Origin of the sequence: Dechloromonas sp. HYN0024 (assembly GCF_003441615.1) — a bacterium.
Lineage (GTDB): Bacteria > Pseudomonadota > Gammaproteobacteria > Burkholderiales > Rhodocyclaceae > Azonexus.
This window is the reverse complement of the sequence record NZ_CP031842.1, coordinates 1,571,570-1,596,969: the sequence shown is the minus strand read 5'-3', so window position 1 is coordinate 1,596,969 and position 25,400 is coordinate 1,571,570. Positions and strand designations below refer to the sequence as shown.

Here is a 25,400-nt window from a genome sequence, read left to right as displayed (position 1 = left end):
GCATGGGCGTCACCTTGAGCGACAAGGCGGCAACACACGTCGCCAACTTTCTGGCCAAACGCGGCAAAGGCATTGGCCTGCGCCTTGGCGTGCGGACCAGCGGCTGTTCCGGCATGGCGTACAAGCTGGAGTTCGTCGACGAGGTGAATGCCGATGATCTGGTCTTCGAACACAATGGCGTCAAGGTCATTGTCGATGCCAAGAGCCTGCCTTACCTCGACGGTATGGAGCTGGATTTCGCCCGCGAGGGTTTGAACGAGGGCTTCAAGTTCAATAATCCGAACGTCAAGGATCAGTGCGGCTGCGGCGAATCGTTTAACGTCTGATGGATATCCGGGGCGATCATTTCTCCCTGTTCGGGTTGAGTCCGGGTTTCCGGCTCGATCTGTCGGAACTTGATTCGCGCTATCGCGACATTCAGGCACAGGTGCATCCGGATCGCTTCGTCAATGCGGGCGATGCTGAACGCCGCCTGTCGATGCAGTGGGCCACCCACGCCAACGAGGCCTATCAGACCCTGAAAAAGCCGTTGGAGCGGGCCAAATACCTGCTGCATCTGGCCGGGCACGACATTCAGGCGGAGAGCAATACCGCCATGCCGACCGACTTCCTGATGGAGCAGATGGAATGGCGCGAGGCGGTCATGGAAGCGCGCGCCGGTGGTGATCATCACGAACTGGAGCATCTGCACAACAGACTGCGTGGCGACATCAACGACCGTTACGAAGAACTCGCTGAATTGTTCGATCAAGGTCAGCCTGCGCTGGCGACGGATCGGGTTCGGCGACTGATGTTCCTGGAAAAACTTCTATACGAAATCGACGACGCGCTGGCGTCGCTGGAAGACTAATAATGGCACTGTTTCAAATCGCCGAACCCGGCGAATCGGCGGCACCGCACGAGCATAAGCTCGCCATCGGCATCGATCTGGGCACCACCAACTCGCTGGTCGCCACCGTGCGCAGCGGCATTTCGATCTGTCTGAGTGACGAGCAGGGGCGGCCCTTGCTGCCTTCGGTCGTGCGTTACCACGCCGATAACTCGACCGAAGTCGGTTATGACGCCCAGACCAAGCAGGCCATCGATCCGCGCAACACCATCGTTTCGGTCAAGCGCTTCATGGGCCGAGGGCTGAAGGACATCTCGCACGTCGAGTCGATGCCCTACGACTTCGTTGAAGCGCCGGGCATGGTCAAGGTTAATACCATTGCCGGCATCAAGAGTCCGGTCGAAGTCTCGGCCGAAATCCTTAAAAGCCTCAAGCTAAGGGCCGAAACGGCGTTGGCCGGCGATCTGGTCGGGGCGGTGATCACCGTACCGGCCTATTTTGACGACGCCCAGCGCCAGGCCACCAAGGATGCCGCCCGTCTGGCCGGCCTCAATGTCCTGCGCCTGCTCAACGAGCCGACCGCAGCGGCCATCGCCTACGGGCTGGACAACGGCGCCGAGGGTGTCTATGCGGTTTATGACCTCGGCGGTGGCACTTTCGATATTTCCATTCTCAAGCTGACCAAGGGCGTTTTCGAGGTCATGGCGACCGGCGGCGATTCGGCGCTGGGTGGTGATGATTTTGATCATCGGATTTTCTGCTGGGTGATCGAGCAGGCCAAGCTGCAGCCGCTCTCGCCGGAAGATGGCCGCCTGCTCATGATGCGCTGTCGCGAAGCCAAGGAGTTTCTCACCAACAACCCGGAAGCACCGCTCACGGCGCGCCTGTCCACCGGGGAAATGGTCGACGTCAAACTTGATGTGGCAACCTTTGCCGGCATTACCCAGACACTGATTTCAAAAACCCTGCAGCCGGTCAAGAAGGCCCTGCGCGATGCCGGCCTGCGCGCTGAAGACATCAAGGGCGTCGTCATGGTCGGTGGCGCCACGCGCATGCCGCAGGTGCAGAAGGCAGTCGGTGATTTCTTCCGGCAGGAGCCGCTGACCAATCTTGATCCGGACAAGGTTGTCGCGCTCGGTGCTGCGACCCAGGCCAATCTGCTGGTCGGTAACAAGACCGGCAAGGACGACTGGCTACTGCTCGACGTCATTCCGCTGTCGCTCGGTCTGGAGACCATGGGTGGTCTGACCGAGAAGGTCATTCCGCGCAATTCCACCATCCCGACGGCGCGCGCCCAGGAATTCACCACCTTCAAGGATGGTCAGACCGCGATGGCGATCCATGTTGTACAGGGCGAGCGTGAGCTGGTTTCTGACTGCCGTTCGCTGGCCCGCTTTGAATTGCGCGGCATTCCACCGATGGTCGCTGGCGCCGCCCGTATTCGCGTGACTTTCCAGGTCGATGCCGATGGTTTACTGTCGGTGGCCGCCCGGGAACAGACGACCGGGGTCGAATCCAGCGTTACCGTAAAGCCATCCTATGGTCTCTCCGACGACGAAATCGCCGGCATGCTCAAGGATTCGATGGAGCATGCCAAGGACGACGCGATGAACCGCGCCCTCAAGGAGGCTCAGGTCGAGGCGCAGCGCATGATCGAAGCGACCGAAGCGGCGCTGAAGGAAGATCCGCACCTGCTCAATGAAGCCGAAACGGCCAAGATCGTCGCCACCATCGCCAAGTTGCAGGAAACCATGGCCGGCGACAATCGCCGCCTGATCAATATCGCCATGGACGATCTCGGTTTCGAGACCCAGGCATTTGCCCATCGCCGCATGGACCAAAGCATCAAGAAGGTGCTCTCCGGCCGCAATGTGGACGACATCAAAATGGGAGAGGACGCATGACGCAACTGATCGTTCTGCCGCACGTCGAGCTTTGTCCGGACGGCGCGCTGATCGAGGCGGAAGAGGGTGTTTCGATCTGCGAAAACCTGCTGAAAAACGCCATCGAACTCGACCACGCCTGTGAAATGTCCTGCGCCTGTACGACCTGTCACGTCATCGTGCGTGAAGGCTTCAACTCGCTCGAAGCCGCCGAAGACATCGAGGAAGACCTGCTCGACAAGGCATGGGGGCTGGAACCCAATTCCCGCCTGGGCTGCCAGGCCATCGTCGGTAAAACCCCACTCACCGTGGAAATTCCGAAGTACAGCATCAACATGGCGAAGGAGGGCCACCGCAAATGAAATGGACCGACATCAACGACATCGCCATCGAACTCAGCGATGCTCACCCCGATAAAGACCCGCTCAAACTGAACTTCGTCGACCTGCGCGACTGGGTCATGGCCTTGCCAGGCTTCAACGACGACCCCAAGCACTGCGGCGAAAAGATCCTCGAAGCCATTCAGCAAGCCTGGATCGACGAGGTCGCCTGATTCCCGCCGCCATCTCCTGCGACCAGTGCGCAGCCTGCTGCTGCCAGCTGGAGGTGATGTTGATGGCGGGGGACGACGTGCCGCGCCGCCTGACAACCCAGGACGAATGGGGAGGCTGGGTGATGCGCCGGCTCGATGATGGCTGGTGCGCGGCGCTGGATCGTGACACCATGCGTTGCACGATTTACGCCCAAAGACCGGATAACTGCCGCGTTTTTGAAATGGGCGACGACGATTGCCGGCGCGAAAGACAGATTTTCTACACCCCCGCCGCTACGGCCCGATAATTTGTAGTCTTGCCCCATGTCCGAAAAACAAGCCAACAATCCGCTGCACGGCCTGACCCTGGAAACCATCCTGACGCGTCTGGTTGCACGCTACGGCTGGGCTGAACTCGGGCAGATCATCGACATCCGGTGCTTCAACCTTGACCCCAGTATCGCCTCCAGCCTGAAATTCCTTCGCCGCACTCCGTGGGCCAGGGCCAAGCTGGAAGAACTCTATATTTCCACTGAATTTGACTTGCCATGACCTACGAAGAACACCTCGACGAAGTAACCACCCTGATCACCGAAAAATACGATATTGACGACAATGCCGCGATCAAGATGGTGATGCGCGCCCAGGCCGACGATTTTTTCACCGGCCATGACGACGATGAGTCGATCTGTACCCTCGATCGCGCCCATCTCGACGCCAAGGCTGTTTTCAAGAAGTACAAATAAGCGGATGCGCTCAACCCGTGCCACGGCAGCGGTAGCGCGCCTCAACCAGCGCAGCGAGGGATTGCGCCATTACCTGATGGTGATGACCAATAACAGCCTGTTCCTGCTACGTGAACGGGTGGATAGTGTCGACAGGGATGTCTCTGAGGCGCTGGCACTCGACGATTTTGTCCGTTTTGTCGATGCCACCGGGCCGCAAAAAGTGAAGCGCGTTACCAAGAACGATGCCGCCTTCGCCAAGCAGCTGGTCAGGAAGAAATAGCCGGCGTATTGGTGGCGCGGTTCCCATCAGCCAGTGTTCTACCCTCTCCAATGGCGCATCGAGGCTGCCGTACAGGGACGTCCAAGGCAGTCAGATTTCAGGTGATTTTGGGTAACCGCTAAAAGACCGGTACATCAGGGCTTGGTCTGCCCACCGAATAAAGTTACTGCCGTTGGTGCGGGAGGAAAACACCGTGCCGGGTGCTGTGTCCTAAACCGCCTTGCCGACGCGTAGTGCCGAGAAAATGGCCAGCGTCTGCAGGATGGCGATGCCGACCAGCACTTCGCTGATGCGACGGCCATCCATCAGGCTGCCAAAAATGACGGGGGCCAGGGCGAGGCCGAGGTCAAGGCCAGAATAGACAAAACCGTAGACGCGGCCGTAGGCCGATTTGCCAAAGCGGGCCGTGGCTGCCTTGCGCACCAGCAGGTCGCGTGACGGCCCGGCAATGCCGGTGCAAAAGCCAATGCCACCCATTAGTGGAAGGATGGCCCAGGCCGGCAACATGCTGCTGGCGAGGAGAATGGCGAGCAGGGCGGCGACACCGAGCGCCCCGGCGATCAGGTGTTCGTGCACATTCTTCTGGGCGAGGAAGCCGCCGAGCACGATGCCGGCGGCAGCGCCGACCATGTATGTCGACAGGGCCAGAGCCGCTGTGGTCAGCGACAACGCGTATACCGCCTGCAAAATGGGACTGGCGAAGTTCTGGATGGCGCCGAAGGCGGCGGTGATGAACAGAAAGAAAAGGAAACACAGCCAGACGGCACGTGAGCCGAGGAAGGCGAAGGTTGGCGATGGTGCATCATTGCTGGCGGCGGCTCGATGGTCGTGCGCTTCGTTGATGGTTTCGCGGCGCCAGAAGAGCAGGATCATGGCGGCGATGGCAACGAGGCTGGCGGCGAGTGCGGCAGTCTGCCATCCGGCGGTGGTGGCAATGCCGGTCATGAAGATGGGGGCAGCTGCCCAGCCAAGGTTCCCGGAGAGGCCGTGAACCGCAAAGGCGTGACCGAGCCTGGGTTGCGATACGCGGTGGTTGAGAATGGTGAAATCAGCCGGATGGAAAATGCTGTTGCCCAGTCCGGCGATGATGGCGACGGCGATCAGCATCGGATAACCGCTGGCGAAATGGAGAACGAGTCCGGCCAGCGCAAAACAGGCGATGCCGCCCCCGAGTACCCGCACGGCTCCGAAACGGTCGACGAGAAACCCCGACACGGCCTGACCAAGCCCGGAAATGACAAAGAAGACGGTTGTCGTCATGCCGATGGCGGTGAAGCTCAGATTGAAATCCTGCATCAACCAGGGAAAGAGGGTTGGCAGCAGGAGCTGGAAAAAATGTGAAACGCCGTGCACAAATCCAATCAGCGATATCACTTCGATATCGCTGCGTGGGGCATCGGGTAAGGCAGTGGCAGTCATCGGGTGCAACTAGGCCTTATTTGTCTTGTGCGAGCTTGAGCGAGGCCGAGTTGATGCAGTAGCGCAGCCCGGTTGGTGCCGGGCCATCGTCGAAAACGTGACCGAGGTGCGCGCCGCAGTCGTGGCAGGTGACTTCGGTGCGGATCATGCCGACGCTGCGGTCGATGTGCTCATCGATCAGCGTAGCATCGTTGGGCGTATGGAAGCTCGGCCAGCCGCAGCCAGAGTCGAACTTGGCTTCCGAGCGAAAGAGCGGCGCGTCGCAGCAGATGCAGCGGTAGGTGCCATCTTCGTGGCTGTCCCAGTAGCAACCGGTGAAGGCGCGTTCTGTGCCTTTCTGGCGGGTGACGCGATACTGGGTTTCATCGAGCTGGGTACGCCATTCGGCGTCGGTTTTTTCGATTTTTGGCATGATTTGCTCCGGGAGGGGGCCCGGTCTGACTGGCAATTTGGGCTAGAATTCAATCATTCCGGAGGATAACGCAAATGAACCCCAATCCATTGACCGACGCCGATCTTGACCGGCTTGAAGAACTCCTTGAAGCTGAGGTTTTCGCAGGCGAGGCGATGCGCCTCGACGAAATCCAGGCCATGCTCTGTGCCGTCGTCAGCGCGCCCGAACCTGTCGCGCCCGCCATCTGGCTGGTCGAAGCATTGGGCAAGGGGCTCGAAGCTGGCGGCAATGCTGATGTCGAAGCGGCGCTCGAACTGCTCATGCGTCTCAACAACGATCTCGCGGCCTCGCTTCTGGCTGACGAAACCATCGCCCCGGTGCTCTATCCGCTTGATGAAAGCTGCGAAGAGTACGACTACGCCGCCTGGGCCGATTCCTATGTTTTCGGTGCCGGTCTGGCCGGTGACTGGTATGAACTGGCAGGTAAGCACGCCGATGACCTGTCTGAGCTGCTCGAACCGATGTTCCTGCTTAACGGCATGCTCAAGGAAGATGCCGAAAAAAGCGGCGAACGCTGGTTTCCACCCGCCGAAGAGGCCCGTCTGGTCGCCGAGATTCAGGAAAACCTGCCGGTCATCGTGCAGACGCTGTATAACTTCTGGCGCAACAAGCGGACCGGCGGCACAGTGCAGCGCGACGGTGACAAGGCTGGACGCAATGACCCATGCCCCTGCGGTAGCGGCAAGAAATTCAAGCAATGTTGTGGCAGCCCGGAAAAGCTGAACTGAGCCTTTGAAGCTCTATCTGGCTGGTCCCGACGTATTTCGCCCGGATGCCGCGCAGTGGGCCGACGAAGCACGTCGGCTATGCGCTGCCGCCGGACATCAGGCCCTGATTCCACTGGATGGGGTTGAAACGACGGCGCTCGGCATCTACGACGCCAATATCGCCTTGATCCGCTCGGCTGATGCCGTGCTGGCGAACCTCAATCCGTTTCGCGGTTGCGAGCCGGATTCCGGTACCTGTGTCGAGATCGGCTATGCGCTGGCTCTGAACAAACCGGTGATTGCTTACCTCGAACGGGACGAATCGATATCGCAACGCGTGGCCAGGGTTTCTGGCGTCGCCCTTGATCATCGGGAAGGCCGGCCAGTGGACCGTGACGGCTTGTATGTCGAGGATTTTGGCCTGCCGCTCAACCTGATGCTCGCCGTACCCACAACCGTTGTCGTCGGTGGCTTGCCGGAAGCCCTACAGGTATTGGCCGGGCCCGGTCAGTAAGGCACCAACTAAAGCAATTCGGTATCTTCGTGAGAATAGGCCGGGGCACAGCAGCAGAGAATGTGCAGCGCTTCGGCCCCGGTGTTTTCAACGCAGTGCGCGCTGCCCGGCGGGATCGGGATGCTGTCGCCGGGGGCAATGACAAAGGTTTCCGCAGCCAGGGTCATGCGCCCGGCACCACGAGTGACGTGGTAAATCTCTTCGGTTACGCCATGTCGATGTAGCAAGGTTTTTGTGCCGGGCGGGATGACCGCTTCTGCAAGACTCTGATGGCGCACCGCGTGCTGGGCCGGATGCAGCAGTTCACGGATTTCCGAGCCGTCCTTGGTGATATACGGGATAGTCTCGTTACGCACTGTTTTCAGCGTCATTTGCCATCCCAGGGCTGGATCGGCACGGTCGAGATCGAGTTGGCCGGTGCGCCTTCGATAATCTTGCGGCTGATCGCCATGTAAATCAGGACGTTCCGCTTCTGGTCGTAAAAGCGATGGACATTCGTTTCCTTGAAGAAAATCGAGGTGTCTTCACTGAACACCACTTCATCAGTGGGCAGTTTGCCCGGCAGCGCGATCGGCCCGATCTGGCGGCAGGCGATGGAGAACTGCGACGGATCTTCTGCCAACCCGAGGCTGCCCTTGACGCCGCCGGTGCGGGCCTGGCTGACATGGCAGGCAACGCCGGAGACTTTCGGGTCGTCGTAGGCATAAACGCAGACCCGGTGATTGGCGCCGATCAGCTTCCAGGTGGTGGTGGCGCAGCCGATTTCTTCGGCTGTGGCGGGCAGGGCAAGAGCCGCCGCGAACACCATGAAAAGTTGCGAAAATGAGTGCCTGTGAGGAGATTTCATGATTTTTTCCGGGCCAGTTGGGTGAGAAATTCGCTACCCTTGCGGCGGCTTTCGGCCAGCAATTTATTAATAAACTCGGGGTGGCGGTCGAGCGTCATCGGATAGTCAAGCGCCAATTCGGCGGGAAGGTGGCAGAGTTTCATCGTGGACGTGTTGATTTAGGAAACGGCCAGTGTGCCACGCTTCGCCTTAGCGGGTGACACCGGCCCGATGCGGCAATGGCGTCAGCTTGCCAACGTATTTGCTGAGGATTTTGTAGCTGTCGCGGTCGAAGGGCGGGCGGGGGCTGTCGAGCAGGGCATCGAGTTCCTCATCCGAGTGGGCCGTGCCGAGATAGCGCCAGCCGTCGACGAGGTGTGCTTCTTCGCCTTCTCGTATCAACGCCGGGCCGTTGAATGGCCAGGCAACCAGTTTCAGGCCAACCAGGGCAGCGATCAGACGAGCCGTGTGCCTGGCATGGGGCTCGTTGCCGATGCAGGCCCCCTTGCAGCGGCGCAGCTGGTGGCCGAAGCAGGGTTTGCCGGGTTTGGCTTTTTCCAGACCGAGCAGGATATCGCAGAGGTTGTGCGATTCAGCCAGGGCGCGCAGCGCATTGGTCGCCTCCTTGGTACTCTTGAACAGGCCGTAGCAGGCACTGCTCAGTCCGCTGTCGAGATCAGCCAGGGCTGTGAGTTGTGGCCGCATCCAGCCTTCGCCTTCGTCTACGAGAAGCCAGGTGCAGGCCTCGTCGTTCTTGCGCAACTGGCGGTTGTGAATCGGCTGCAAGGTTTTTACCAGGTCGGCCTCCCTGAGCAGGGCACCGATTTCGCCAGCCGTTTCTACCCAGTCGATGCGCCTGACCTGTTGCGCCAGTTCCATCTCTTTTGCGGCACTGTGATCACCGGCGAAATGCGCCAGCACGCGCTGGCGGATGTCTTTCGCCTTGCCAATGTAGAGCGGCAAGCTGTTTTCACCGTAGAACAGGTAGACGCCGGTTGTTTCCGGCAGTTCGTCTACGACGCTGCCGTCGAGATGGGGCGGCAGGCTGGGATTGGCATTCTGGGCCATGAGCGCGGCCGCGATGTCGGCACTGCTGCGGGCGGCATGAACTTTCTGCCAGAATTGATGAATCAGTTGGGCGTCAGCCAGTGCACGGTGCCGGGCTTCCGCCTGGAGGGCGTGGCGTTCGATCAGGCTGTCGAGGTTGTGGCGCTTGTGCTCCGGGTAAAGCGCGCGCGACAGCTTGACGGTACACAGCACCGAGGCGCGAAAAGTGATGCCCAAGCGTTTGAATTCGCTTTTTAAGAAGCCGTAGTCAAAGCGCGCATTGTGGGCGATGAACAAGCGCCCTTCGAGCCGCTTCATGGCTTCACAAGCAACCGCCGCGAACGGCGGAGCGTCAGCCACCATGTCATTGCTGATGCCGGTCAACTGCTCGATGAAAGGGGGTATCGGCATACCCGGATTGACCAGTTGCTGCCATTCGCGCACGCTGCCATCGGCATCGACCTCGACAATGCCGATTTCGGTGATGCGGTCATGAGTGGCAGTGGCGCCGGTTGTTTCAAGGTCGACGAAGGCAAGTGGGCGCATGGCGGCAAGGGATATTTGGGCTGCGCGATGATAGCCGGTTTCGGCGGCTGGTTCGAGACGTATCAAGTTGCACTGCTATGCCACGTCCCGGCAATTTTTCCGACCTGTTTTTCCGAAATTATGTATGGATAAAGCTATCCATCATTGCGTAATTATGAGTATAGTTACATCCCCGTAATTCATAATCACAGCAGAGGAGAGGGATCAATGAGCAAAAAAGTTGCATACGTAACCGGTGGCATGGGTGGCATCGGAACCTCTATTTGCCAGCGTCTTGCCCAGGATGGCTACACCGTGGTGGCCGGTTGCGGCCCCAATTCGCCGCGCAAGGATCGCTGGCTGGCCGAGCAGAAAGCCCTCGGCTTCGACTTCATCGCCTCGGAAGGCAACGTCTCCGACTGGGACAGCACCAAGGCTGCCTTTGACAAGGTCAAGGCCGAAGTCGGCGAAATCGACGTGCTGGTCAATAACGCCGGTATCACCAAAGATGGCCAGTTCCGGAGAATGAGCCTCGATGACTGGAAAGCCGTCATCGACACCAATTTGAATTCGCTGTTCTTCGTCACCAAGCAGGTGGTCGATGGCATGCTCGATCGCGGCTGGGGCCGGATCATCAACATTTCATCGATGAACGGTCAGCGCGGCCAGTTCGGTCAGACCAACTACTCCACGGCCAAGGCCGGCATGCACGGCTTCACCATGGCGCTGGCCCAGGAAGTTGCTGCCAAGGGCGTCACCGTCAATACCGTGTCGCCGGGTTATGTCGGTACCGAGATGGTGCGGGCGATTCGCGAAGATGTGCTGGAAAAGATCGTGGCTACCATTCCCGTCAAGCGCCTTGGCGAGCCGGAAGAAATTGCTTCCATCGTTTCCTGGCTGGCTTCGCAGCAATCCGGTTTCACCACCGGCGCCAATTTTGCCTGTAATGGCGGCAACCACATGGGCTGAGGCTCATCGCTGGTTCAAGCTGGAAAGAAAAAGCCCTGTAACATGCACAGGGCTTTTTTTCGTCCGTCTAATCCTGCTTCCCCATGAGATTCAATGATCGCCGATCCGCAACGCTTCAACGCCACCATCGCCCTGTTTGACGCCGCCAACGGGCAAGACCCCAATCTCGATGAAGGGCTGCCGAAGGAGTTGCTGTACGCCCGGCGCATGACCGACATGCTCAGCCGCTTCGCCCCGCAGGCCAGCGAAGTTGCCCAACTGGCCGTGCGCGCCCAGCACATTCAACGATGGACGGTGCCGCGCAGCAACTATCCGCTCGGCAAACCCGGCTACTTTGCCTGGCGCACCGGGTTATATCGTTTTCACGCCGAAACGGCCGGTGCGTTGATGCGACAGGCTGGTTACGACGAAATGATGATTGAGTCGGTCAAGGCGGCAGTCGGCAAGCAGGGCATCAAGACCCACCCCGATACGCAGCTGGTGGAGGATGTCAGCAGCCTGGTTTTCATCGAGCATTACATGCTCGGCTTTGCCAGCCAGCACGCCGATTACAGTGAAGAAAAATGGCTTGGGATCATCCGCAAGACATGGAAGAAAATGTCCGGCGAGGCACATGCCTTTGCGACGAGTGGCGGGATCAAGTTGCCGGAGGCCTTAGTGCCCTTGATATTGAAGGCGGTAGCCGAGGGGTGATGGCTGAGTCGTTTTGCCGGCTGGCTAGAGGGCGACGGCATACCAGCTAGTCGTGCCGTTAGCGCAGGTAGCACCGAGCGCCCGCCCGGACGCGAGATTGCCGTCATCGATGCTGGCATCCACTTCGCCGGCCAGCTCACACGGCAAGGCCGAGAAAACAATGGCGTTACGCGCTGCCGGGTTAGCTGCGGAAAAGCCTGAAACCAGCCCATTGGCCGTTGATTTCGATACGACATGAACTGGCCCGAAGGACGTGGCGATCAGGCTTAATGGATCACTGCGGTTGATTTTCGACAGGAAACTACCGCTATACAGTTGCCACGGCAGCAAGGCCACCTCAGAATCGGCTTCGGCCTTGCCGGCTGCGCTGATCGCCCCTTCGATGATGCCGTTGCCAGCGGTGCCGACACTGGCCCCGGCCGTCACGCCCTGAATTTCACCGGCCGAAAATGGCCAGTCGCCGGGCAGATATTTGTAGCGGTCCTTGAACCCGCCGATCGCCGTGCGCAGATCACCAACGATGGCGATGACGTCCTTGGCCTTGGCCCCGCCGATCAGCGATTGGCCTTTGAGTACGCCAACGATCAGCAGGCCGAGGATGGTGATCACAATGGCCAGTTCGGCCAGGGTGAATCCCCTTTGTCTGGCTGATTTTCGGTTCATTGTGGCGTAGCGCATGGGGAGACAGAGGGCATGTGCTGATTTTTCTTCATGGTGGTTCACAGGCAGCTGGTTGGTGTGGCGCCCACCGGGAGTGGACCAACGGGGACGCAGCCGGCAAGTGCTGGGGATGCCATACATGTTCCACAAGTTCCGCTGCATGGTGACGCACCACTTGGGATGCCGGCGACGCCAACTGCGGCACATGAGCACGTTCCGGTTCCACCCGCACAGACAGATGAATTGGAAGAGGTGCAATAGGCTAGGCAAGCCCGCAGGCTGCCCTCATTGATAAGCGGTTGCAGGAGGTCTTGCGGTGACAGGTAAGCCACCAGGTCGTCATAGGCGCCGCCAAAGGCACTCGCGCTGTCATTGCTCGGACGCAATACAAACAGTGCGGTGCCACCGCTGGCGTTGGTGGTCTCGTCGGCGCCGGCATCGCTGACTGGCATCCGGTCACCGACTTTGGTCGTCTTGGCCCCGAAGCCATTCTTGCCATGCGACAGAATGACGACCACGGCGCTGGTGGTCGTCGGTGCGGCGGCGTAGGCATCACCAGCGGCATTGAGTTCCTGAATGCTCAATGCGGCAGTCGGCATCTTCAGTTCATTGACCGTGAGGTCGGTAGTCGCAGACACCTTAGCGGTCCAGTTTTTTGAGGTTCCTGTGCCATTGGCTACGCGGTAGCTAAAAAAGCTGCCCCATCCATCGAGTACGGCGTCACGCGGAATACCGAGTGTTTGCCATGGGACGATGCCGTAGGCCTCGCCAGCAGAGGCAAAACACGTTGCCGCCTCGCTTCCGGTGGCGACACCCGCCGCATTGTCCGGGCAGGGCAGTCGCCCATAGGTGCGGAGATATCCGATCAGCGCCGTCTTGATCAATTCCTGCTTGGACTTGGTCACGCTGTAAGCCGTGTTGTCCATGGTCGACATCGCAACCTTGAGACCCAGCGTCATGAATATGCCGATGATGACCATGACGACGGCCAGTTCGACCAGGCTAAAGCCTTGCTGAGTGTGCGGACTCGGTTTCATGGGGGCTGGTCGGACGAATTGTGATCGTATGCTGAATAATAGTTATCACATCATAGCCGAACCTGGGCCAAGTTCGCTTCTCTCCCGGCCTTCCGGCTGCCTGGCGAGGCGTCCGGTTCGTCGGTAAATATCAGGTATTTCGGGGGGCTCGCGGAAAGCGGAATGGTCAGGGCGGCGGTGTCTCAATGTTGGCGAGAGTGTAAACAAATGTTGCTACACGTCAGCCAAGAGCGCCGTGAAAAAACTTACTCGATGGCCACACGCCTGAAATGTCGGGAACTCAGCCGTGCTGCCACGGCCATTGCTGCCAGCCGCTCCGGTGGTGGTGCCAGTTCTTCAACGACTATCTGGGCAATCCGATCTATGGCTGTTTCGGCAGCGGCGGCATCGAGGAATAACGCACGCGTCCGGCGGGCCAGGATGTCGTCTATCGTGCGCGCCGCTTCGTGGCGGATGGCGAAGCGGACCATCGCCTCGGTATAGGGCAGGTCCGGATGCAGTTTCCGGTCGTGGCCGGGCAGGGCGGCGAGCCAGGGGGCGTCGGTACCGTAGATGTCGCTGGCCGGTATTTCCGGGCAGCCGTGCAGTTTCAGGGACCGGGTCGGGCAATGGGCGGCGGGCAGACTGGCGACTGCCCCGGCCCGGTCGATGACCTGTTCGGCCATCAGACGGTAGGTCGTCCATTTGCCGCCGGCGACGGTGATGAGGCCGCTGGGACTGACCAGGATGGCATGTTCGCGGGAGAGGGCGGCGGTGTTTTTCTCGTCATTGTGGTCAGGGTGGATGAGCGGGCGCAGGCCGGCGAAGGCGCTGCGGATATCGGCACGGGTGGGTGGACGGGTAAGTACGCCAGCGGCAGTACGGAGCAGAAAATCGATCTCGGCGGCCAGCGGTTGCGGGTCGTTGAGTTGCTGCAAGTTGGGGCGCGGCGTATCAGTGCTGCCGAGCAAGACCTTGCCCAGCCAGGGAATGGCAAACATGACCCGGCCGTCTTCTGTTTTCGGGATCATCAGGGCTTGCTGGCCGGGCAGGAAATCGGCATCGAAGACCAGATGTATTCCCTGGCTGGGGGTGAGTAGCGGCGCTGCGGCCGGTTCGTCCAGTTGGCGCAGGCGGTCGGCATGAACCCCGGTGGCGTTGATGACGGCACGGGCGGTGACTTCAAATTCCTCACCGTTTTCCGCATCGCGCACCAGCGCGCCGGTCATCCGCCCGCCAGCCTTGGTCAAGCGGGTGACCGGCAGGTAATTCAGACAGGTGGCGCCGAGATCGGTGGCCGTGCGCATCAGCGTAATGGCCAGCCGGGCATCGTCAAACTGGCCGTCCCAGTAGCGAACGCCACCGCATAGGCCGGGGCGGCGCAGACCTGGCAGGGCGGCGATGACTTCCGGGCGGTTCAGGTGGCACGAGGCATCCAGATTTTGGCTGCCGGCCAGCAGGTCGTAGAGTTTGAGGCCGACGGTGTACATCAGTTGGTCGATGCGGTTCCACGCCGGGATGATGAACGGTAACGGGTGCACGAGGTGGGGAGCGTTCCTGAGTAGGAAGGCGCGTTCAGCGAGGGCGTTGCGCACCATGCCGATATCGCCCTGGCGCAGGTAGCGGACGCCGCCGTGGATCAGTTTGGTGCTGCACATCGAGGTGCCGGAGGCAAAATCGCGGGCTTCGACAAGCAGGGTGCGGTAGCCGCGGGCAGCCGAATCGACTGCAGCGCCCAGGCCACTGGCGCCGCCGCCGATAATCAGCACATCCCAGGGGCGACCATCACGCAGGATGGCGAGGCCGTCTTCACGGGCAGCCATTATTCGCCCTTGGCCCAGCCGAGCGTTCGCTGAACGGCGCGGCGCCATTGACCGAAGAGTGCGGCGCGTTGATCGTTCGCCATGCACGGCTCAAAGCGGCGTTCGGCTTGCCAGAGCGCGCTCAGTTCCGCCTCGTCCTGCCAGAAACCAACTGCCAGTCCGGCCAGGTAGGCGGCGCCAAGGGCGGTGGTTTCGGTAATTTTCGGCCGCACTACGGGCACGCCGAGGAGATCGGCCTGAAACTGCATGAGCAGATCGTTACGGGCTGCGCCACCGTCGACACGGAGTTCCGTCATCGGCTGGCCGGCGTCACGCTCCATCGCCTGCAGCACTTCGGCACTCTGGAAGGCGATGGCTTCGAGGGCGGCACGGGCGATATGGGCGCGGGTGCTGCCCCGGCTCAGGCCGAACAGGGTGCCACGGGCAAACGGGTCCCAATAGGGCGCGCCAAGACCGGTGTGCGCAGGAACCAGATAAACGCCGCCATTGTCCGGCACGCTGGTGGCCAGTGCTTCGATCTCATTGGCGCTGGTAATTAGCCCGAGCCCGTCGCGCAGCCATTGCACGGTGGCGCCGCCCATGAAAACACTGCCTTCGAGCAGATAAGTAGTTTGCCCCCGGCGTTGCCAGCCTACCGTTGTGAGCAGGCGATGTTGCGACGCCATTGGCCGATCGCCCGTATTCATCAGCAGGAAGCAGCCGGTACCGTAGGTGTTCTTCGCCATCCCGTGTTCAAGGCAGGCCTGCCCAAACGTCGCCGCCTGCTGGTCGCCGGCCATGCCACTGAGGGGAATGGTGGTACCCAGCCATTCTGCGTCCACCATCGCAATCTGGCCGCTACTGTCGACGATGCGAGGCAACAACGCGGCGGGAATATCGAGCAGCGCCAGCAAATCCTCATCCCAGCACCGCCGGTGGATGTCGAAAAGCAGGGTACGCGAGGCATTCGATGGATCAGTGACATGGGTGCGGCCGCCGGACAGCTGCCAGGCCAGCCAGCTATCGATGGTGCCGAAGGCCAGTTCGCCGCGCTCAGCCCGGCTGCGGGCACCGGGAATGTGGTCGAGCAGCCATTTCAGCTTGGTACCGGAAAAATAGGCATCAAGGACAAGCCCCGTGCGCTGGCGGAACAGGTCGGCATGGCCGGTTGCCGTCAGTGCGTCGCAGATTCCGGCGGTTCGCCTGTCCTGCCAGACAATGGCACGATGCAGTGGCTGACCGCTGGCCCGGTCCCAGAGCACGGTTGTTTCGCGCTGGTTGGTGATGCCGACAGCGGCAATCTGCGTGCCGGCCACACCGTTCTCGCGCAGAACAGCGCGCGCCACGGCCAGTTGTGCCTGCCAGATTTCATCGGGGTCATGTTCGACCCAGCCGGTTTGCGGGTAATACTGGGTGATTTCCTGCTGGGCAATGCCGTGGATTTGGCCTTGTCGGCCAAACAGGATGGCGCGGGCGCTGGTCGTGCCCTGGTCGAGGGCCAGGATGAACTGGTCGGGACGTGCTTCCATGGCCAACTCCGGCAAGCGCTGTTGAGTCAGTATAGCCGGCTATCCCAAGCGCCAGCCACCCCACCTCGGGTATAATTCCGGCCTCTCCGCCTAACCTCAAATCACACCCCATGGCCGACATTCTTTGCCTCAAGGGCGACGCCGCCTTTTCCGCCTTCCGTCTGCAACGCCTGCAAGCCCGCCTCAATGCGGCCGTGTCGGATATCGAATCGGTGGTGGCCGATTACTGGCATGTCGTGGCGCAGAAGCGCGCCCTGAGCGCCGACGAACGCGCCAAGCTGGCGACGCTACTGGAAGAGAAGGCAGCTGGTGCTGAGGCTGGCGAACTATTCCTCGTCGCGCCGCGTATCGGCACCATTTCGCCGTGGTCATCAAAAGCCACCGACATTGCCTGGAATTGCGATCTCGACGCCATCGAGCGCATCGAGCGCGTTATCGCCTTCCATGTCGTGGTCAAGGGTGGTCGCGTCCTGAGTGCCGACGAAAAGAAAACGGTCGCTGGTCTGCTGCACGACCGCATGACGGATTCTGTCCTGCCCGGCTTTGACGCCGCTGGCGAACTGTTCCGCCATTTTGAGCCGAAGCCGCTCAGTACCGTCGATGTGCTGGCTGGTGGCAAACCGGCCCTGGTCGCCGCCAACGGTTCGCTGGGTCTGGCTCTGTCCGACGACGAAATCGATTACCTGCTTGATGTCTTTACCAAGGCCGGCCGCAACCCGACCGATGTCGAACTGATGATGTTCGCCCAGGCCAATTCGGAACATTGCCGCCACAAGATTTTCAACGCCTCGTGGGTGATCGACGGCGAGAAGAAGGACAAGACGCTGTTCGGCATGATCCGCGAAACCCACGCCGCCGCGCCGCAAGGCACGGTGATGGCCTATGCTGACAATGCCTCGATCATCGAAGGTGCGACCATCCAGCGTTTCTACCCGGATGCCGATCGTGGCTATTCCTACAAGGAAGAGCTGACCCACATCCTGACCAAGGTCGAGACCCACAACCACCCGACGGCCATTTCGCCATTCCCCGGTGCCTCCACGGGTTCGGGTGGCGAAATCCGCGACGAAGGCGCTACCGGCAAAGGTTCCAAGCCGAAGGCCGGCCTCTGCGGCTTCTCGGTCTCCAATCTCAATCTGCCGGATCTGCCGCAGCCGTGGGAAAAGGCCTACGGCCGCCCGTCACGCATTGCCTCGGCGCTCGACATCATGCTCGAAGGCCCGATTGGTGCGGCCGCCTTCAATAACGAATTCGGCCGTCCGAACCTGACCGGCTATTTCCGCACCTATGAACAGGATGTCGCCGGTCTGGTCCGTGGCTATCACAAGCCGATCATGATCGCCGGCGGTTTGGGCAGCATTCAGGCCGAGCAGTCGTTCAAGGACGAAACCTTCCCGGTCGGCACCAAGTTCGTGCAACTGGGCGGCCCCGGCATGCTGATCGGTCTGGGCGGCGGTGCCGCCTCGTCGATGACGGCCGGCAGCAATGCCGAAGACCTCGATTTCGCCTCAGTCCAGCGCGGCAACCCGGAAATCCAGCGGCGGGCGCAGGAAGTCATCGATCGCTGCTGGCAGATGGGCAAGAACAATCCGATTCTGTCGGTCCATGACGTTGGCGCCGGTGGCGTTTCCAACGCCCTGCCGGAACTCGCCCATTCGGGCGGCGTCGGTGCTGTTTTCGATCTGCGTAAGGTGCCGACCGAGGAGCCGGGCATGTCACCGGCCGAAATCTGGTCGAACGAATCGCAGGAACGCTACGTGCTGGCCATTCCGCCGAACCGTATCGCCGAATTCCAGGCCATGTGCGAGCGCGAGCGTTGCCCCTTTGCTGTGGTCGGCGAAGCGACCGGCGACGGCCACCTGACCGTGACCGACGCCCATTTCGGCGTCAATCCGGTCGATATGGAAATGGAAGCCCTGCTCGGCAAGCCGCCGCGCATGACGCGTGACGTGACGCACGAACCTGAAACCTTTGTCGCCTTTGATGCCGTATCGATTGAACTCAAGGATGCCGCCTATCGCCTGATGCGTCTGCCGACCATCGCCGACAAGACCTTCCTGATCTCGATTGGCGACCGCTCGGTGGGTGGTATGACCGCCCGCGACCAGATGGTCGGCCCGTGGCAGGTGCCGGTCGCTGACGTCGCCGTCACGACGATGGGTTATCAGGGCTATCTCGGCGAAGCCTTCGCCATGGGCGAGCGTACCCCGCTCGCCGTGCTTGATGCCCCGGCCTCTGGCCGTATGGCCATCGGCGAAGCACTGACCAATCTGGCAGCGGCCGATGTCGGGGCGCTGGCCAAGGTCAAGCTGTCGGCCAACTGGATGGCGCCGTGCGGCGTTGCCGGTGAGGATGCCCGCCTGTTCGATACGGTCGAGGCCGTTTCCGACCTGTGCAAGGCCATCGGCGTGTCGATTCCGGTCGGCAAGGATTCGCTGTCGATGCGCACCGCCTGGGAAGATCAGGGCGAGAAGAAACAGGTCGTTTCGCCGCTGTCGCTGGTGGTGACCTCCTTCGCCGCCGTCGACGATGTGCGTCTGACGAAAACCCCGCAACTGGCTGTCGACCAGGGCGAAACCGAACTCCTGCTGCTCGATCTCGGCAAGCGCCGCCTTGGTGGCTCCTGCCTGGCCCAGGTGTACAACGCCACCGGCAGCGATGCGCCGGATGTCGATGAACCGGCCCAACTCAAGGGCCTCTTCGATGCTGTCCAAAAGCTCAATCGCGACGGCCTGCTGCTCGCCTACCACGACCGCTCTGACGGTGGCCTGTTCGTCGCTGCCTGCGAAATGGCCTTCGCCACCCGCCGTGGTGTCTCGCTTGACCTCGACGGCATCTGTTACGACGCCGGCGCCGGTGATGTCGATGGTTCGGAGAAGCTGACCAACCTGCTGGCCGGTCGCGATTTCGAGAATATCGTCCGGGCCCTGTTCAACGAAGAACTCGGCGCCCTGATCCAGATTCGCCGGGCCGACCGCGAAAAGGTCACGCCCATCTTGCGCGCCTGCGGTGTGCCTTACCATTTCGTCGGTACGATGAACGAGTGGGACGAAATCCGCGTCACCCGCAACGCCAAGCGTGTCCTGCGCGAAAAGCGCGTTGATCTGCAACGGGCCTGGTCGGAAACCAGCTACCAGATGCAGACCCTGCGCGACAACCCGAGCTGCGCCCAGCAGGAATTCGATCGCATCCTCGACCTGACCGACCCTGGCCTGACGCCGAAGCTGAGCTTCGACCCGCAAGAAGATTTCACCCAGGTTTATCGCGAACTCGGTGCCCGTCCGCGCATCGCCATCCTGCGCGAGCAGGGCGTGAACAGCCATTACGAAATGGCCGCCGCCTTCGACAAGGCCGGTTTTGCCGCGGTCGACGTGCATATGAGCGATATTCTCGCCGGCCGCGTCAGCCTCAAGGATTTCAAGGGTCTGGTCGCCTGTGGCGGCTTCTCCTACGGCGACGTACTCGGGGCCGGCCTCGGCTGGGCGCGGACCATTCTCATGCACGACGGCTGCCGTGACGAGTTCGCCGCTTTCTTCACCCGTCCTGATACCTTCGCGCTGGGCGTCTGTAACGGTTGCCAGATGATGAGCGCGCTGAAGTCCATCATTCCCGGTGCCGAACACTGGCCGGCTTTCCGCCGCAATCAGGTTGAGCAGTTCGAAGCCCGCTTCGTGATGACCGAAGTGCTGGCGTCGCCGTCCATCTTCTTTGCTGGCATGGAAGGTTCGCAAGTGCCGATCGTTGTCTCGCACGGCGAGGGCAGGGCGGTGTTCGATAACGCCGATGATCAGGCCAAGGTGCTGTCGGCGGTCCGCTATGTCGACAACAAGGGCGAGCCGACCGAGGTTTATCCGTACAACCCGAACGGTTCGCCGAACGGCCTCACCGCGGTAACGACGGCCGATGGTCGTTTTACCATCATGATGCCGCACCCGGAGCGCGTCTTCCGCACCGTCCAGATGTCCTGGCACCCGGAAAACTGGGGCGAGGACAGCCCGTGGATGCGGATGTTCCGCAATGCACGGCGCTGGGTCGGGTAATAACTGAGCGGCGCATCCTTAGCCGGAAGCGCTATCAATAAAAAAGGGCGGGACCAATTGGCCTCGCCCTTTTTGTATGTACTTGGCTGAAATACTCAGCAGTTGCCCTTTTTAGCCTGACCCGGCGGGCAGTGCCCTTTGCCTTCATGGCGTCCTTCGTCATGGCCGCGCCCGGTGTAATAACGCTCGCCACGATACCCCTCGTGCTTCCGCCAGTAATCGGGATGACGGTAATCCTGGCCGTCCCAATAGTAGCCACGATTGTCCTGACTGCCGAACGTAACGGTAACACCTGGCGCCTGGATGCGCATGCCACCCAGGTTGACGTTGATGTCTGTGGCGCTGGCAAGCAGCGGGGCACTCGCAATGACTGCGGCTAGCAGGAGTTTTTTCATGTTGTCTTGTCCTTGGAGATGCGTCGGTGAACTAGGACGCAGTTGAATAGCGGCTGTTCGATAAAAAGATAACACGGGAGGGGCTGGCGTGCCGTGACCTGTCGGCGGACGAAATTCCTGAGCAGTTCTGAAAACCAGGAGGGGAGCCGGAAACTTCACGCTACAAAATAATTAAATTACAATATACGCAATCGCTTATCCGGCGATCTGTCACTTTAATTATATTTGGAGGGGAAATTACGTGATCAAAAAACTAATGCTCGTGGTCGGGGTTCTGATGGCTGGCACTGTCGTCGCGCAAGAAAAGGAATTGCTGCGTATCATCGGTGAAGACAAGCAATTTGTCGTTCAGACCAAGAATGGTCCTTTCGTCATTACCCGCACGATGACCCCTTGCGCCAAGAACAAGGGCTGGCTGCAGCCGTTGATTCCGGTGCCGGGTGTGCATCCGGTCACTGAAATCGAATTGCTGAATGCGATGAACGACAAGGATTCACTGATTGTCGACATGCGCGAGCCGGATGACCGGATCAAGGGCACCATCCCCAACTCGTATCACATCCCCTACACCCTGGTGGCCGGCCGCATGGACGAACTGGGTTGCAGCAAGAGCGCCGGCAAGTGGGACTGCAGCAAGGCCAAGAAGGTATATGCCTTCTGTAATGGCCCGGTTTGCCCGCAGAGCCCGTCGGCCATTAACGCCATGGTGCGTGATGGCTTCCCGGCCGACAAGATTTACTACTACCGTGGCGGCATGCTTGATTGGGCTGCACTCGGCTTCCCCATCGTCACTGACGATTTCTGAGTGATCATGCCCCGGGAAGTCCCGGGGTTTGGGCTGAAGAGAAGGACGGAACTCCACGGAGTTCCGTTTTTATTTCCTGGTCAGAATTATTTGGCAACGATGCGCCGATTGCGCCGCCAGCAGGCCGGTGTCTGCAGCATCTCTACGTCAGGGCCGCTGGCGTTGAAAATGCTCCGTGCCCGCTCCAGGCGAGCATGTTCTTCGTGGGATATTCCGGCAATCAGATCGAACCAGTGTTGAAGACGTTTCATGATGGCAACTCCTTCGGCTATCGGTAACTGTATAAACAACCAGTATTTTGTTGTTCGAGTGCAGAATATCCGAAAGCTGTATGGATGTACAGTATTCGAGAAATCTTTTTTCAGGGGTAGGCTTGGCCTATTCGTAGCGGATGAAAGGCCCACAAATGTCGCGCCCAAAGCCAGCCTGGATGCCCCCAGCCGGAACGCTGGCGACTTATCGGGGCCGCACCCGCCAGTCGATGCGCAACGTTCGCGTCGTCGCCGAAGCCTCAGCCGGACGCATGGTCGTCGAAGCGATTGGCAAGCAGGGCGTGCCGGTTCGCCTGACCGTCAAGCGCGAAAACCTGGTGCCGATGCAGCCAGACTTGTTCGACTGATCTTGTTTTCATGTAAGGCCAGACCGCTCTCGGTCTGAAGATGTCCACCAGAAAGTAGCGGGCAAATTGTGACGGGTGGCAGACATGAACCGGGCACAAATCGACAAGGGTGCTTGTCGGCTTAAAACGATCTATTCCCGGCCCTAAATCATCTGAAGAAGCAAGGAATTACGGTATCATTCGACCCTTTGGGCAAGCTGCATTTGCCTTTTTGAACGTATTCGAAGGATTTTTCTCCTCATGTTCGACGCAGTCCGCAACAACAAAAGAATCGTCCAGGTATTTCTGGCGCTGATCACGCTGCCCTTTGCCTTTTTCGGCGTTGATTCCTACATGCGCAATAATGGTGCTGGCAGCGATGTTGCCACCATTGGTGACATCAAGATTACCCAGCAACAGTTCCAGCAAAGCCTGCGCGAGCAGCAGGAGCGCCTGCGCACCCAACTGGGTGGTCAGTTCGATCCGAAGATGCTGGACACGCCGGATGCCCGCAAGGCAATTCTCGACGATCTGATCAATCAGCGCCTGCTCGTCGTCGAAGCTGGCAAGAAGCACCTGTTTGCCAGCGATAACGCGGTACGCCAGGCGATCGGTGCGATTGATGCGTTCAAGGTCGATGGCAAGTTCTCGAGTGAGCGCTACGAAGCAGCATTGCGCGCCCAGAGCATGTCGCCGGCCGGTTTCGAGGCCCAACTGCGTCAGGATCTGACCTTGCAGCAACTGGCTGGCGCCATCGGCCAATCCGGTGTGGTTCCCCATTCGGTTGCCGACCGTGTGCTGGCCCTGCAAACCGAAAAGCGTGATGTGATGGAATATCGCCTGAACCTCGATGCCTATCTTGGCAAGGTCAAGCTGGCCGATGACGCGGCACAAAAATTCTATGACGAGAATGCCGCCCAGTTCGCCGTACCGGAGCAGGCCAAGGCCGAATACGTCGTCCTCTCGATGGAGTCGATTGCCGGCCAGCTGGCGGTGACCGATGCCGAGGTCAAGGCCTGGTATGACGGTCACAAGGATCGCTTCCTGCAGGCCGAAGAACGTCGCGCCAGCCATATCCTGATTGGCGCCGAAAAGCTCGGCAAGGCCAAGGCCAAAGCCAAGGCCGAGGAGCTGCTGGCAGAAGTTCGCAAGACACCAGCTTCCTTCGCCGACCTCGCCAAGAAAAACTCCGACGATCCTGGTTCGGCTGCCAAGGGCGGCGACCTTGGCTTCTTTGGGCGCGGCATGATGGTCAAGTCGTTCGACGACGCCACCTTTAGCCTCAAGGAAGGCGAGATTTCCGGTGTTGTCGAGTCCGATTTCGGCTTCCACATCATCAAGCTCAACGGCATTCACGCAGCGAAGGAAAAGCCGCTGGCTGAAGTTCGTGGCGAAATCGAAGCCGAACTGAAGAAGGCTGCCGTTTCCCGCAAGTTTGCCGAAGCCGCCGAAACCTTCAGCAACATGGTTTATGAGCAGGCCGACAGCCTCAAACCGGTTGCCGACAAGTTCAAACTGACCGTCAAGACCTCCGACTGGCTTGGCCGTCAGGCCAACCCGGCCAATGGCGCACTGGGTAACGAAAAACTCATGGCCGCACTGTTCTCGGAAGACTCAGTCAAAAATCGCCGCAATACCGAAGCCGTCGAAATCGCTGCCAATACCCTGGTTGCTGCGCGGCTGGTTGATTACAAGGCAAAGGCATTGCAGCCGTTCGATGGCGTCAAGGCCAATATCGAAACGCTGTTGAAGAACAAGGAAGCACAGATTCTTGCCAGCAAGGATGGCGAAGCACGGCTGGAGGCCCTGAAGAAGGGCGAGGACAAGCTGACCTGGGGTGCCGCCAAGAGCGTTTCCCGCATGGATGCCCGCCAGTTGCCGCCGCAGGCCGCCCAGTCAGTCTTCCGCATGGATACCGGCAAGCTGCCTTCGTATACCGGCGTCGAACTGCCGGGCGCTGGCTATGCACTGTTCAAGCTGAGCAAGATTCAGGCTGGCGAAAAGCTCGATCCGGCGCGGTCGCAGGGGATGCTCAAGCAACTGGGCAATCTGGCGGCACAGGAAGAAATTCAGCTCTACCTGGCCGCCTTGCGCAGCCGCTACAAGGTCGAAGTCAATCTGGCCGCACTGGAGTCGAAAGACAAGTAAGAGGCCGACTGAAGAACAGAAAGCGGGCTGCGGCCCGCTTTTTTATTGGGCCTGTCCGATTGCCCAAACAAAAACGCCGACGGGAATCAACCAGTCGGCGTTTTTTTGCCCCTGAGGGCTGGCTGGTCTTAGCCCGGCAGCGGGTCGGCGTTACCGAGGGCAACCGTGTTCATGCCGCCATCGACGTACATGATTTCGCCGGTGATGCCGCTGGCCAGATCGGAGAGCATGAAGGCAGCGGCATTGCCGACTTCGTCAATGGTCACGTTACGGCGCAGCGGGGCATTGTGCGAGTTGTAGGCGAGCAGCTTGCCGAAATTGCCGATACCGGAAGCGGCCAGGGTCTTGATCGGGCCGGCCGAAATGGCGTTGGCACGGATGCCTTCAGGGCCGAGGCAGAAAGCCAGGTAGCGGGTGGCCGCTTCAAGGCTGGCTTTGGCCAGGCCCATGGTGTTGTAGTTCGGCATGGTGCGCTCCGCGCCGAGGTAGGAGAGGGCAAGAGCAGAACTCTTGCGACCCTGCATCATCGGGCGTGCAGCCTTGACCAGCGCCGGATAGCTATACGACGAAATCTCGTGGGCGATGCGGAAGGCGTCACGCGTGATGCCGTTCAGGAAATCACCTTCGATGGCTTCGGTCGGGGCGTAGGCGATGGAATGAACCAGGCCGTCCAGACCGTCCCAGCGCTTGGCCAGTTCGACAAACAGGTTGTCAATTTGCTCGTCGCTGGCAACGTCGACCGGGATCGTGATGTCGCTGTCGAATTCAGCAGCAAACTTCTTGATACGATCTTCGAAACGCTCGGTCTGGTAGGTAAAGGCGAGTTGAGCGCCTTCACGATGGCAAGCCTTGGCAATGCCATAGGCGATGGAATGCTTGGAGAGCAGTCCGGTAATCAGAATTTTCTTGTCGGCGAGAAAGCCCATGTGTTGTTCTCCCTAAGGGGTTTAGCCGCAAGATTATAAACCGGGAAATGGGGATTCGCGGCATGCGAGGACCAT

Annotated in this window: 29 protein-coding genes; 17 read left to right on the top strand and 12 right to left on the bottom strand. The window is 60.1% G+C overall.

Annotation, left to right across the window (positions count from 1 at the left end; genetic code table 11):
* Positions 1–2 precede the first annotated feature (2 nt).
* From iscA to HYN24_RS07610, 9 genes are read left to right on the top strand one after another with little or no spacing between them, the layout of a single operon-like run.
* Positions 3–326 (top strand): iron-sulfur cluster assembly protein IscA, encoded by a 324-nt coding sequence (gene iscA, locus HYN24_RS07650; protein WP_117608693.1) that lies wholly within the window; start codon positions 3–5, stop codon positions 324–326.
* The gene (gene hscB / locus HYN24_RS07645) at positions 326–850 is read left to right on the top strand and encodes a Fe-S protein assembly co-chaperone HscB (RefSeq protein ID WP_117608692.1); all 525 of its coding nucleotides are present in this window, start codon (positions 326–328) and stop codon (positions 848–850) included. Before iscA ends, hscB begins: the two co-directional genes overlap by 1 nt.
* 2 nt (positions 851–852) lie before the next feature.
* Positions 853–2,733 (top strand): Fe-S protein assembly chaperone HscA, encoded by a 1,881-nt coding sequence (gene hscA / locus HYN24_RS07640; protein WP_117608691.1) that lies wholly within the window; start codon positions 853–855, stop codon positions 2,731–2,733.
* The gene (gene fdx, locus HYN24_RS07635) at positions 2,730–3,074 is read left to right on the top strand and encodes an ISC system 2Fe-2S type ferredoxin (RefSeq protein WP_117608690.1); all 345 of its coding nucleotides are present in this window, start codon (positions 2,730–2,732) and stop codon (positions 3,072–3,074) included. Before hscA ends, fdx begins: the two co-directional genes overlap by 4 nt.
* Positions 3,071–3,265, top strand: a complete 195-nt coding sequence (gene iscX, locus HYN24_RS07630) for a Fe-S cluster assembly protein IscX (RefSeq protein WP_117608689.1) — start codon at positions 3,071–3,073, stop codon at positions 3,263–3,265. Before fdx ends, iscX begins: the two co-directional genes overlap by 4 nt.
* Complete coding sequence (locus HYN24_RS07625) at positions 3,208–3,552, top strand: YkgJ family cysteine cluster protein (protein WP_117608688.1); 345 nt, start codon at positions 3,208–3,210, stop codon at positions 3,550–3,552. The genes iscX and HYN24_RS07625 overlap by 58 nt, the downstream gene beginning before the upstream one ends.
* Before the next feature lie 16 nt (positions 3,553–3,568).
* A complete protein-coding gene (locus HYN24_RS07620) occupies positions 3,569–3,796 on the top strand; it encodes a VF530 family DNA-binding protein (RefSeq protein WP_117608687.1) in 228 nt (75 codons plus the stop codon).
* The gene (locus HYN24_RS07615; protein WP_117608686.1) at positions 3,793–3,990 is read left to right on the top strand and encodes a hypothetical protein; all 198 of its coding nucleotides are present in this window, start codon (positions 3,793–3,795) and stop codon (positions 3,988–3,990) included. Before HYN24_RS07620 ends, HYN24_RS07615 begins: the two co-directional genes overlap by 4 nt.
* Positions 3,991–3,994: 4 nt before the next feature.
* Positions 3,995–4,252 carry a hypothetical protein gene (locus HYN24_RS07610; protein ID WP_117608685.1) on the top strand — a complete coding sequence of 86 codons (258 nt, stop codon included), beginning with the start codon at positions 3,995–3,997 and terminating at the stop codon, positions 4,250–4,252.
* Between the two features lie 210 nt (positions 4,253–4,462).
* Here the strand turns inward: HYN24_RS07610 and HYN24_RS07605 are convergent, their stop codons facing one another.
* On the bottom strand, positions 4,463–5,671 hold the full coding sequence (locus HYN24_RS07605) for an MFS transporter (RefSeq protein WP_117608684.1): 1,209 nt from the start codon (positions 5,669–5,671) through the stop codon (positions 4,463–4,465).
* 16 nt (positions 5,672–5,687) lie between these two features.
* The gene (msrB, locus tag HYN24_RS07600) at positions 5,688–6,083 is read right to left on the bottom strand and encodes a peptide-methionine (R)-S-oxide reductase MsrB (RefSeq protein WP_205421463.1); all 396 of its coding nucleotides are present in this window, start codon (positions 6,081–6,083) and stop codon (positions 5,688–5,690) included.
* Between the two features lie 74 nt (positions 6,084–6,157).
* Between msrB and HYN24_RS07595 the strand changes: the two genes are divergently transcribed.
* Together HYN24_RS07595 and HYN24_RS07590 are read left to right on the top strand one after the other, a co-directional pair.
* A complete protein-coding gene (locus HYN24_RS07595; RefSeq protein WP_117610248.1) occupies positions 6,158–6,853 on the top strand; it encodes a YecA family protein in 696 nt (231 codons plus the stop codon).
* 4 nt (positions 6,854–6,857) lie between these two features.
* Positions 6,858–7,346, top strand: a complete 489-nt coding sequence (locus tag HYN24_RS07590; RefSeq protein ID WP_117608683.1) for a nucleoside 2-deoxyribosyltransferase — start codon at positions 6,858–6,860, stop codon at positions 7,344–7,346.
* 8 nt (positions 7,347–7,354) lie between these two features.
* On the opposite strand, the gene HYN24_RS07585 is transcribed toward HYN24_RS07590, so the two are convergent.
* The 3 genes from HYN24_RS07585 to HYN24_RS07575 form a co-directional block, all read right to left on the bottom strand.
* Complete coding sequence (locus tag HYN24_RS07585) at positions 7,355–7,717, bottom strand: cupin domain-containing protein (protein ID WP_117608682.1); 363 nt, start codon at positions 7,715–7,717, stop codon at positions 7,355–7,357.
* On the bottom strand, positions 7,714–8,154 hold the full coding sequence (locus HYN24_RS07580) for a CreA family protein (RefSeq protein ID WP_117608681.1): 441 nt from the start codon (positions 8,152–8,154) through the stop codon (positions 7,714–7,716). Before HYN24_RS07580 ends, HYN24_RS07585 begins: the two co-directional genes overlap by 4 nt.
* 228 nt (positions 8,155–8,382) lie before the next feature.
* Complete coding sequence (locus tag HYN24_RS07575) at positions 8,383–9,831, bottom strand: 3'-5' exonuclease family protein (protein WP_240327755.1); 1,449 nt, start codon at positions 9,829–9,831, stop codon at positions 8,383–8,385.
* 141 nt (positions 9,832–9,972) lie between these two features.
* Between HYN24_RS07575 and HYN24_RS07570 the strand changes: the two genes are divergently transcribed.
* Positions 9,973–10,713 (top strand): 3-ketoacyl-ACP reductase, encoded by a 741-nt coding sequence (locus HYN24_RS07570; protein WP_117608680.1) that lies wholly within the window; start codon positions 9,973–9,975, stop codon positions 10,711–10,713.
* A 93-nt stretch (positions 10,714–10,806) separates the two neighbouring features.
* On the top strand, positions 10,807–11,406 hold the full coding sequence (locus tag HYN24_RS07565; RefSeq protein ID WP_117608679.1) for a DUF4202 domain-containing protein: 600 nt from the start codon (positions 10,807–10,809) through the stop codon (positions 11,404–11,406).
* Between the two features lie 24 nt (positions 11,407–11,430).
* Here HYN24_RS07565 and HYN24_RS07560 read toward each other — a convergent pair whose 3' ends face one another.
* The 4 genes from HYN24_RS07560 to glpK all read right to left on the bottom strand — a co-directional run bounded on the left by HYN24_RS07560 (position 11,431) and on the right by glpK (position 16,413).
* Entirely contained in the window at positions 11,431–12,069 is a 639-nt protein-coding gene (locus tag HYN24_RS07560) for a type II secretion system protein (RefSeq protein ID WP_162888657.1), read from the bottom strand.
* A gap of 56 nt (positions 12,070–12,125) precedes the next feature.
* Complete coding sequence (locus HYN24_RS07555) at positions 12,126–13,103, bottom strand: prepilin-type N-terminal cleavage/methylation domain-containing protein (RefSeq protein ID WP_117608677.1); 978 nt, start codon at positions 13,101–13,103, stop codon at positions 12,126–12,128.
* Between the two features lie 245 nt (positions 13,104–13,348).
* Positions 13,349–14,905, bottom strand: coding sequence for a glycerol-3-phosphate dehydrogenase/oxidase (locus tag HYN24_RS07550; protein WP_117608676.1), 1,557 nt, complete (start codon positions 14,903–14,905; stop codon positions 13,349–13,351).
* The gene (gene glpK / locus HYN24_RS07545) at positions 14,905–16,413 is read right to left on the bottom strand and encodes a glycerol kinase GlpK (protein WP_117608675.1); all 1,509 of its coding nucleotides are present in this window, start codon (positions 16,411–16,413) and stop codon (positions 14,905–14,907) included. The genes HYN24_RS07550 and glpK overlap by 1 nt, the downstream gene beginning before the upstream one ends.
* Positions 16,414–16,523: 110 nt before the next feature.
* Between glpK and purL the strand changes: the two genes are divergently transcribed.
* Entirely contained in the window at positions 16,524–20,453 is a 3,930-nt protein-coding gene (gene purL / locus HYN24_RS07540; RefSeq protein ID WP_117608674.1) for a phosphoribosylformylglycinamidine synthase, read from the top strand.
* 95 nt (positions 20,454–20,548) lie between these two features.
* Here the strand turns inward: purL and HYN24_RS07535 are convergent, their stop codons facing one another.
* Positions 20,549–20,848 (bottom strand): DUF2502 domain-containing protein, encoded by a 300-nt coding sequence (locus tag HYN24_RS07535; RefSeq protein WP_117608673.1) that lies wholly within the window; start codon positions 20,846–20,848, stop codon positions 20,549–20,551.
* Between the two features lie 241 nt (positions 20,849–21,089).
* Here HYN24_RS07535 and HYN24_RS07530 point away from each other — a divergent pair, with 241 nt between their 5' ends.
* Positions 21,090–21,653 carry a rhodanese-like domain-containing protein gene (locus HYN24_RS07530; protein WP_117608672.1) on the top strand — a complete coding sequence of 188 codons (564 nt, stop codon included), beginning with the start codon at positions 21,090–21,092 and terminating at the stop codon, positions 21,651–21,653.
* An 86-nt stretch (positions 21,654–21,739) separates the two neighbouring features.
* Here HYN24_RS07530 and HYN24_RS15860 read toward each other — a convergent pair whose 3' ends face one another.
* Complete coding sequence (locus tag HYN24_RS15860; protein WP_162888656.1) at positions 21,740–21,904, bottom strand: hypothetical protein; 165 nt, start codon at positions 21,902–21,904, stop codon at positions 21,740–21,742.
* A gap of 155 nt (positions 21,905–22,059) precedes the next feature.
* Here HYN24_RS15860 and HYN24_RS07525 point away from each other — a divergent pair, with 155 nt between their 5' ends.
* The gene (locus HYN24_RS07525) at positions 22,060–22,272 is read left to right on the top strand and encodes a hypothetical protein (RefSeq protein ID WP_162888655.1); all 213 of its coding nucleotides are present in this window, start codon (positions 22,060–22,062) and stop codon (positions 22,270–22,272) included.
* 240 nt (positions 22,273–22,512) lie between these two features.
* Positions 22,513–24,399 (top strand): SurA N-terminal domain-containing protein, encoded by a 1,887-nt coding sequence (locus HYN24_RS07520; protein ID WP_117608670.1) that lies wholly within the window; start codon positions 22,513–22,515, stop codon positions 24,397–24,399.
* Positions 24,400–24,527: 128 nt separating this feature from the next.
* Here the strand turns inward: HYN24_RS07520 and fabI are convergent, their stop codons facing one another.
* Positions 24,528–25,325, bottom strand: a complete 798-nt coding sequence (fabI, locus tag HYN24_RS07515) for an enoyl-ACP reductase FabI (RefSeq protein WP_117608669.1) — start codon at positions 25,323–25,325, stop codon at positions 24,528–24,530.
* Between the last annotated feature and the right edge of the window lie 75 nt (positions 25,326–25,400).

What these genes read in the sequence shown, in the direction of transcription:
- iscA (WP_117608693.1), top strand. Translation starts at nt 3, where the DNA reads ATGGGCGTCACCTTGAGCGACAAGGCGGCAACACACGTCGCCAACTTT.
- hscB (WP_117608692.1), top strand. Translation starts at nt 326, where the DNA reads ATGGATATCCGGGGCGATCATTTCTCCCTGTTCGGGTTGAGTCCGGGT.
- hscA (WP_117608691.1), top strand. Translation starts at nt 853, where the DNA reads ATGGCACTGTTTCAAATCGCCGAACCCGGCGAATCGGCGGCACCGCAC.
- fdx (WP_117608690.1), top strand. Translation starts at nt 2,730, where the DNA reads ATGACGCAACTGATCGTTCTGCCGCACGTCGAGCTTTGTCCGGACGGC.
- iscX (WP_117608689.1), top strand. Translation starts at nt 3,071, where the DNA reads ATGAAATGGACCGACATCAACGACATCGCCATCGAACTCAGCGATGCT.
- HYN24_RS07620 (WP_117608687.1), top strand. Translation starts at nt 3,569, where the DNA reads ATGTCCGAAAAACAAGCCAACAATCCGCTGCACGGCCTGACCCTGGAA.
- HYN24_RS07615 (WP_117608686.1), top strand. Translation starts at nt 3,793, where the DNA reads ATGACCTACGAAGAACACCTCGACGAAGTAACCACCCTGATCACCGAA.
- HYN24_RS07610 (WP_117608685.1), top strand. Translation starts at nt 3,995, where the DNA reads ATGCGCTCAACCCGTGCCACGGCAGCGGTAGCGCGCCTCAACCAGCGC.
- HYN24_RS07605 (WP_117608684.1), bottom strand. Translation starts at nt 5,671, where the DNA reads ATGACTGCCACTGCCTTACCCGATGCCCCACGCAGCGATATCGAAGTG.
- msrB (WP_205421463.1), bottom strand. Translation starts at nt 6,083, where the DNA reads ATGCCAAAAATCGAAAAAACCGACGCCGAATGGCGTACCCAGCTCGAT.
- HYN24_RS07595 (WP_117610248.1), top strand. Translation starts at nt 6,158, where the DNA reads ATGAACCCCAATCCATTGACCGACGCCGATCTTGACCGGCTTGAAGAA.
- HYN24_RS07585 (WP_117608682.1), bottom strand. Translation starts at nt 7,717, where the DNA reads ATGACGCTGAAAACAGTGCGTAACGAGACTATCCCGTATATCACCAAG.
- HYN24_RS07580 (WP_117608681.1), bottom strand. Translation starts at nt 8,154, where the DNA reads ATGGTGTTCGCGGCGGCTCTTGCCCTGCCCGCCACAGCCGAAGAAATC.
- HYN24_RS07570 (WP_117608680.1), top strand. Translation starts at nt 9,973, where the DNA reads ATGAGCAAAAAAGTTGCATACGTAACCGGTGGCATGGGTGGCATCGGA.
- HYN24_RS07565 (WP_117608679.1), top strand. Translation starts at nt 10,807, where the DNA reads ATGATCGCCGATCCGCAACGCTTCAACGCCACCATCGCCCTGTTTGAC.
- HYN24_RS07560 (WP_162888657.1), bottom strand. Translation starts at nt 12,069, where the DNA reads ATGAACCGAAAATCAGCCAGACAAAGGGGATTCACCCTGGCCGAACTG.
- HYN24_RS07555 (WP_117608677.1), bottom strand. Translation starts at nt 13,103, where the DNA reads ATGAAACCGAGTCCGCACACTCAGCAAGGCTTTAGCCTGGTCGAACTG.
- HYN24_RS07550 (WP_117608676.1), bottom strand. Translation starts at nt 14,905, where the DNA reads ATGGCTGCCCGTGAAGACGGCCTCGCCATCCTGCGTGATGGTCGCCCC.
- glpK (WP_117608675.1), bottom strand. Translation starts at nt 16,413, where the DNA reads ATGGAAGCACGTCCCGACCAGTTCATCCTGGCCCTCGACCAGGGCACG.
- purL (WP_117608674.1), top strand. Translation starts at nt 16,524, where the DNA reads ATGGCCGACATTCTTTGCCTCAAGGGCGACGCCGCCTTTTCCGCCTTC.
- HYN24_RS07535 (WP_117608673.1), bottom strand. Translation starts at nt 20,848, where the DNA reads ATGAAAAAACTCCTGCTAGCCGCAGTCATTGCGAGTGCCCCGCTGCTT.
- HYN24_RS15860 (WP_162888656.1), bottom strand. Translation starts at nt 21,904, where the DNA reads ATGAAACGTCTTCAACACTGGTTCGATCTGATTGCCGGAATATCCCAC.
- HYN24_RS07525 (WP_162888655.1), top strand. Translation starts at nt 22,060, where the DNA reads ATGTCGCGCCCAAAGCCAGCCTGGATGCCCCCAGCCGGAACGCTGGCG.
- HYN24_RS07520 (WP_117608670.1), top strand. Translation starts at nt 22,513, where the DNA reads ATGTTCGACGCAGTCCGCAACAACAAAAGAATCGTCCAGGTATTTCTG.
- fabI (WP_117608669.1), bottom strand. Translation starts at nt 25,325, where the DNA reads ATGGGCTTTCTCGCCGACAAGAAAATTCTGATTACCGGACTGCTCTCC.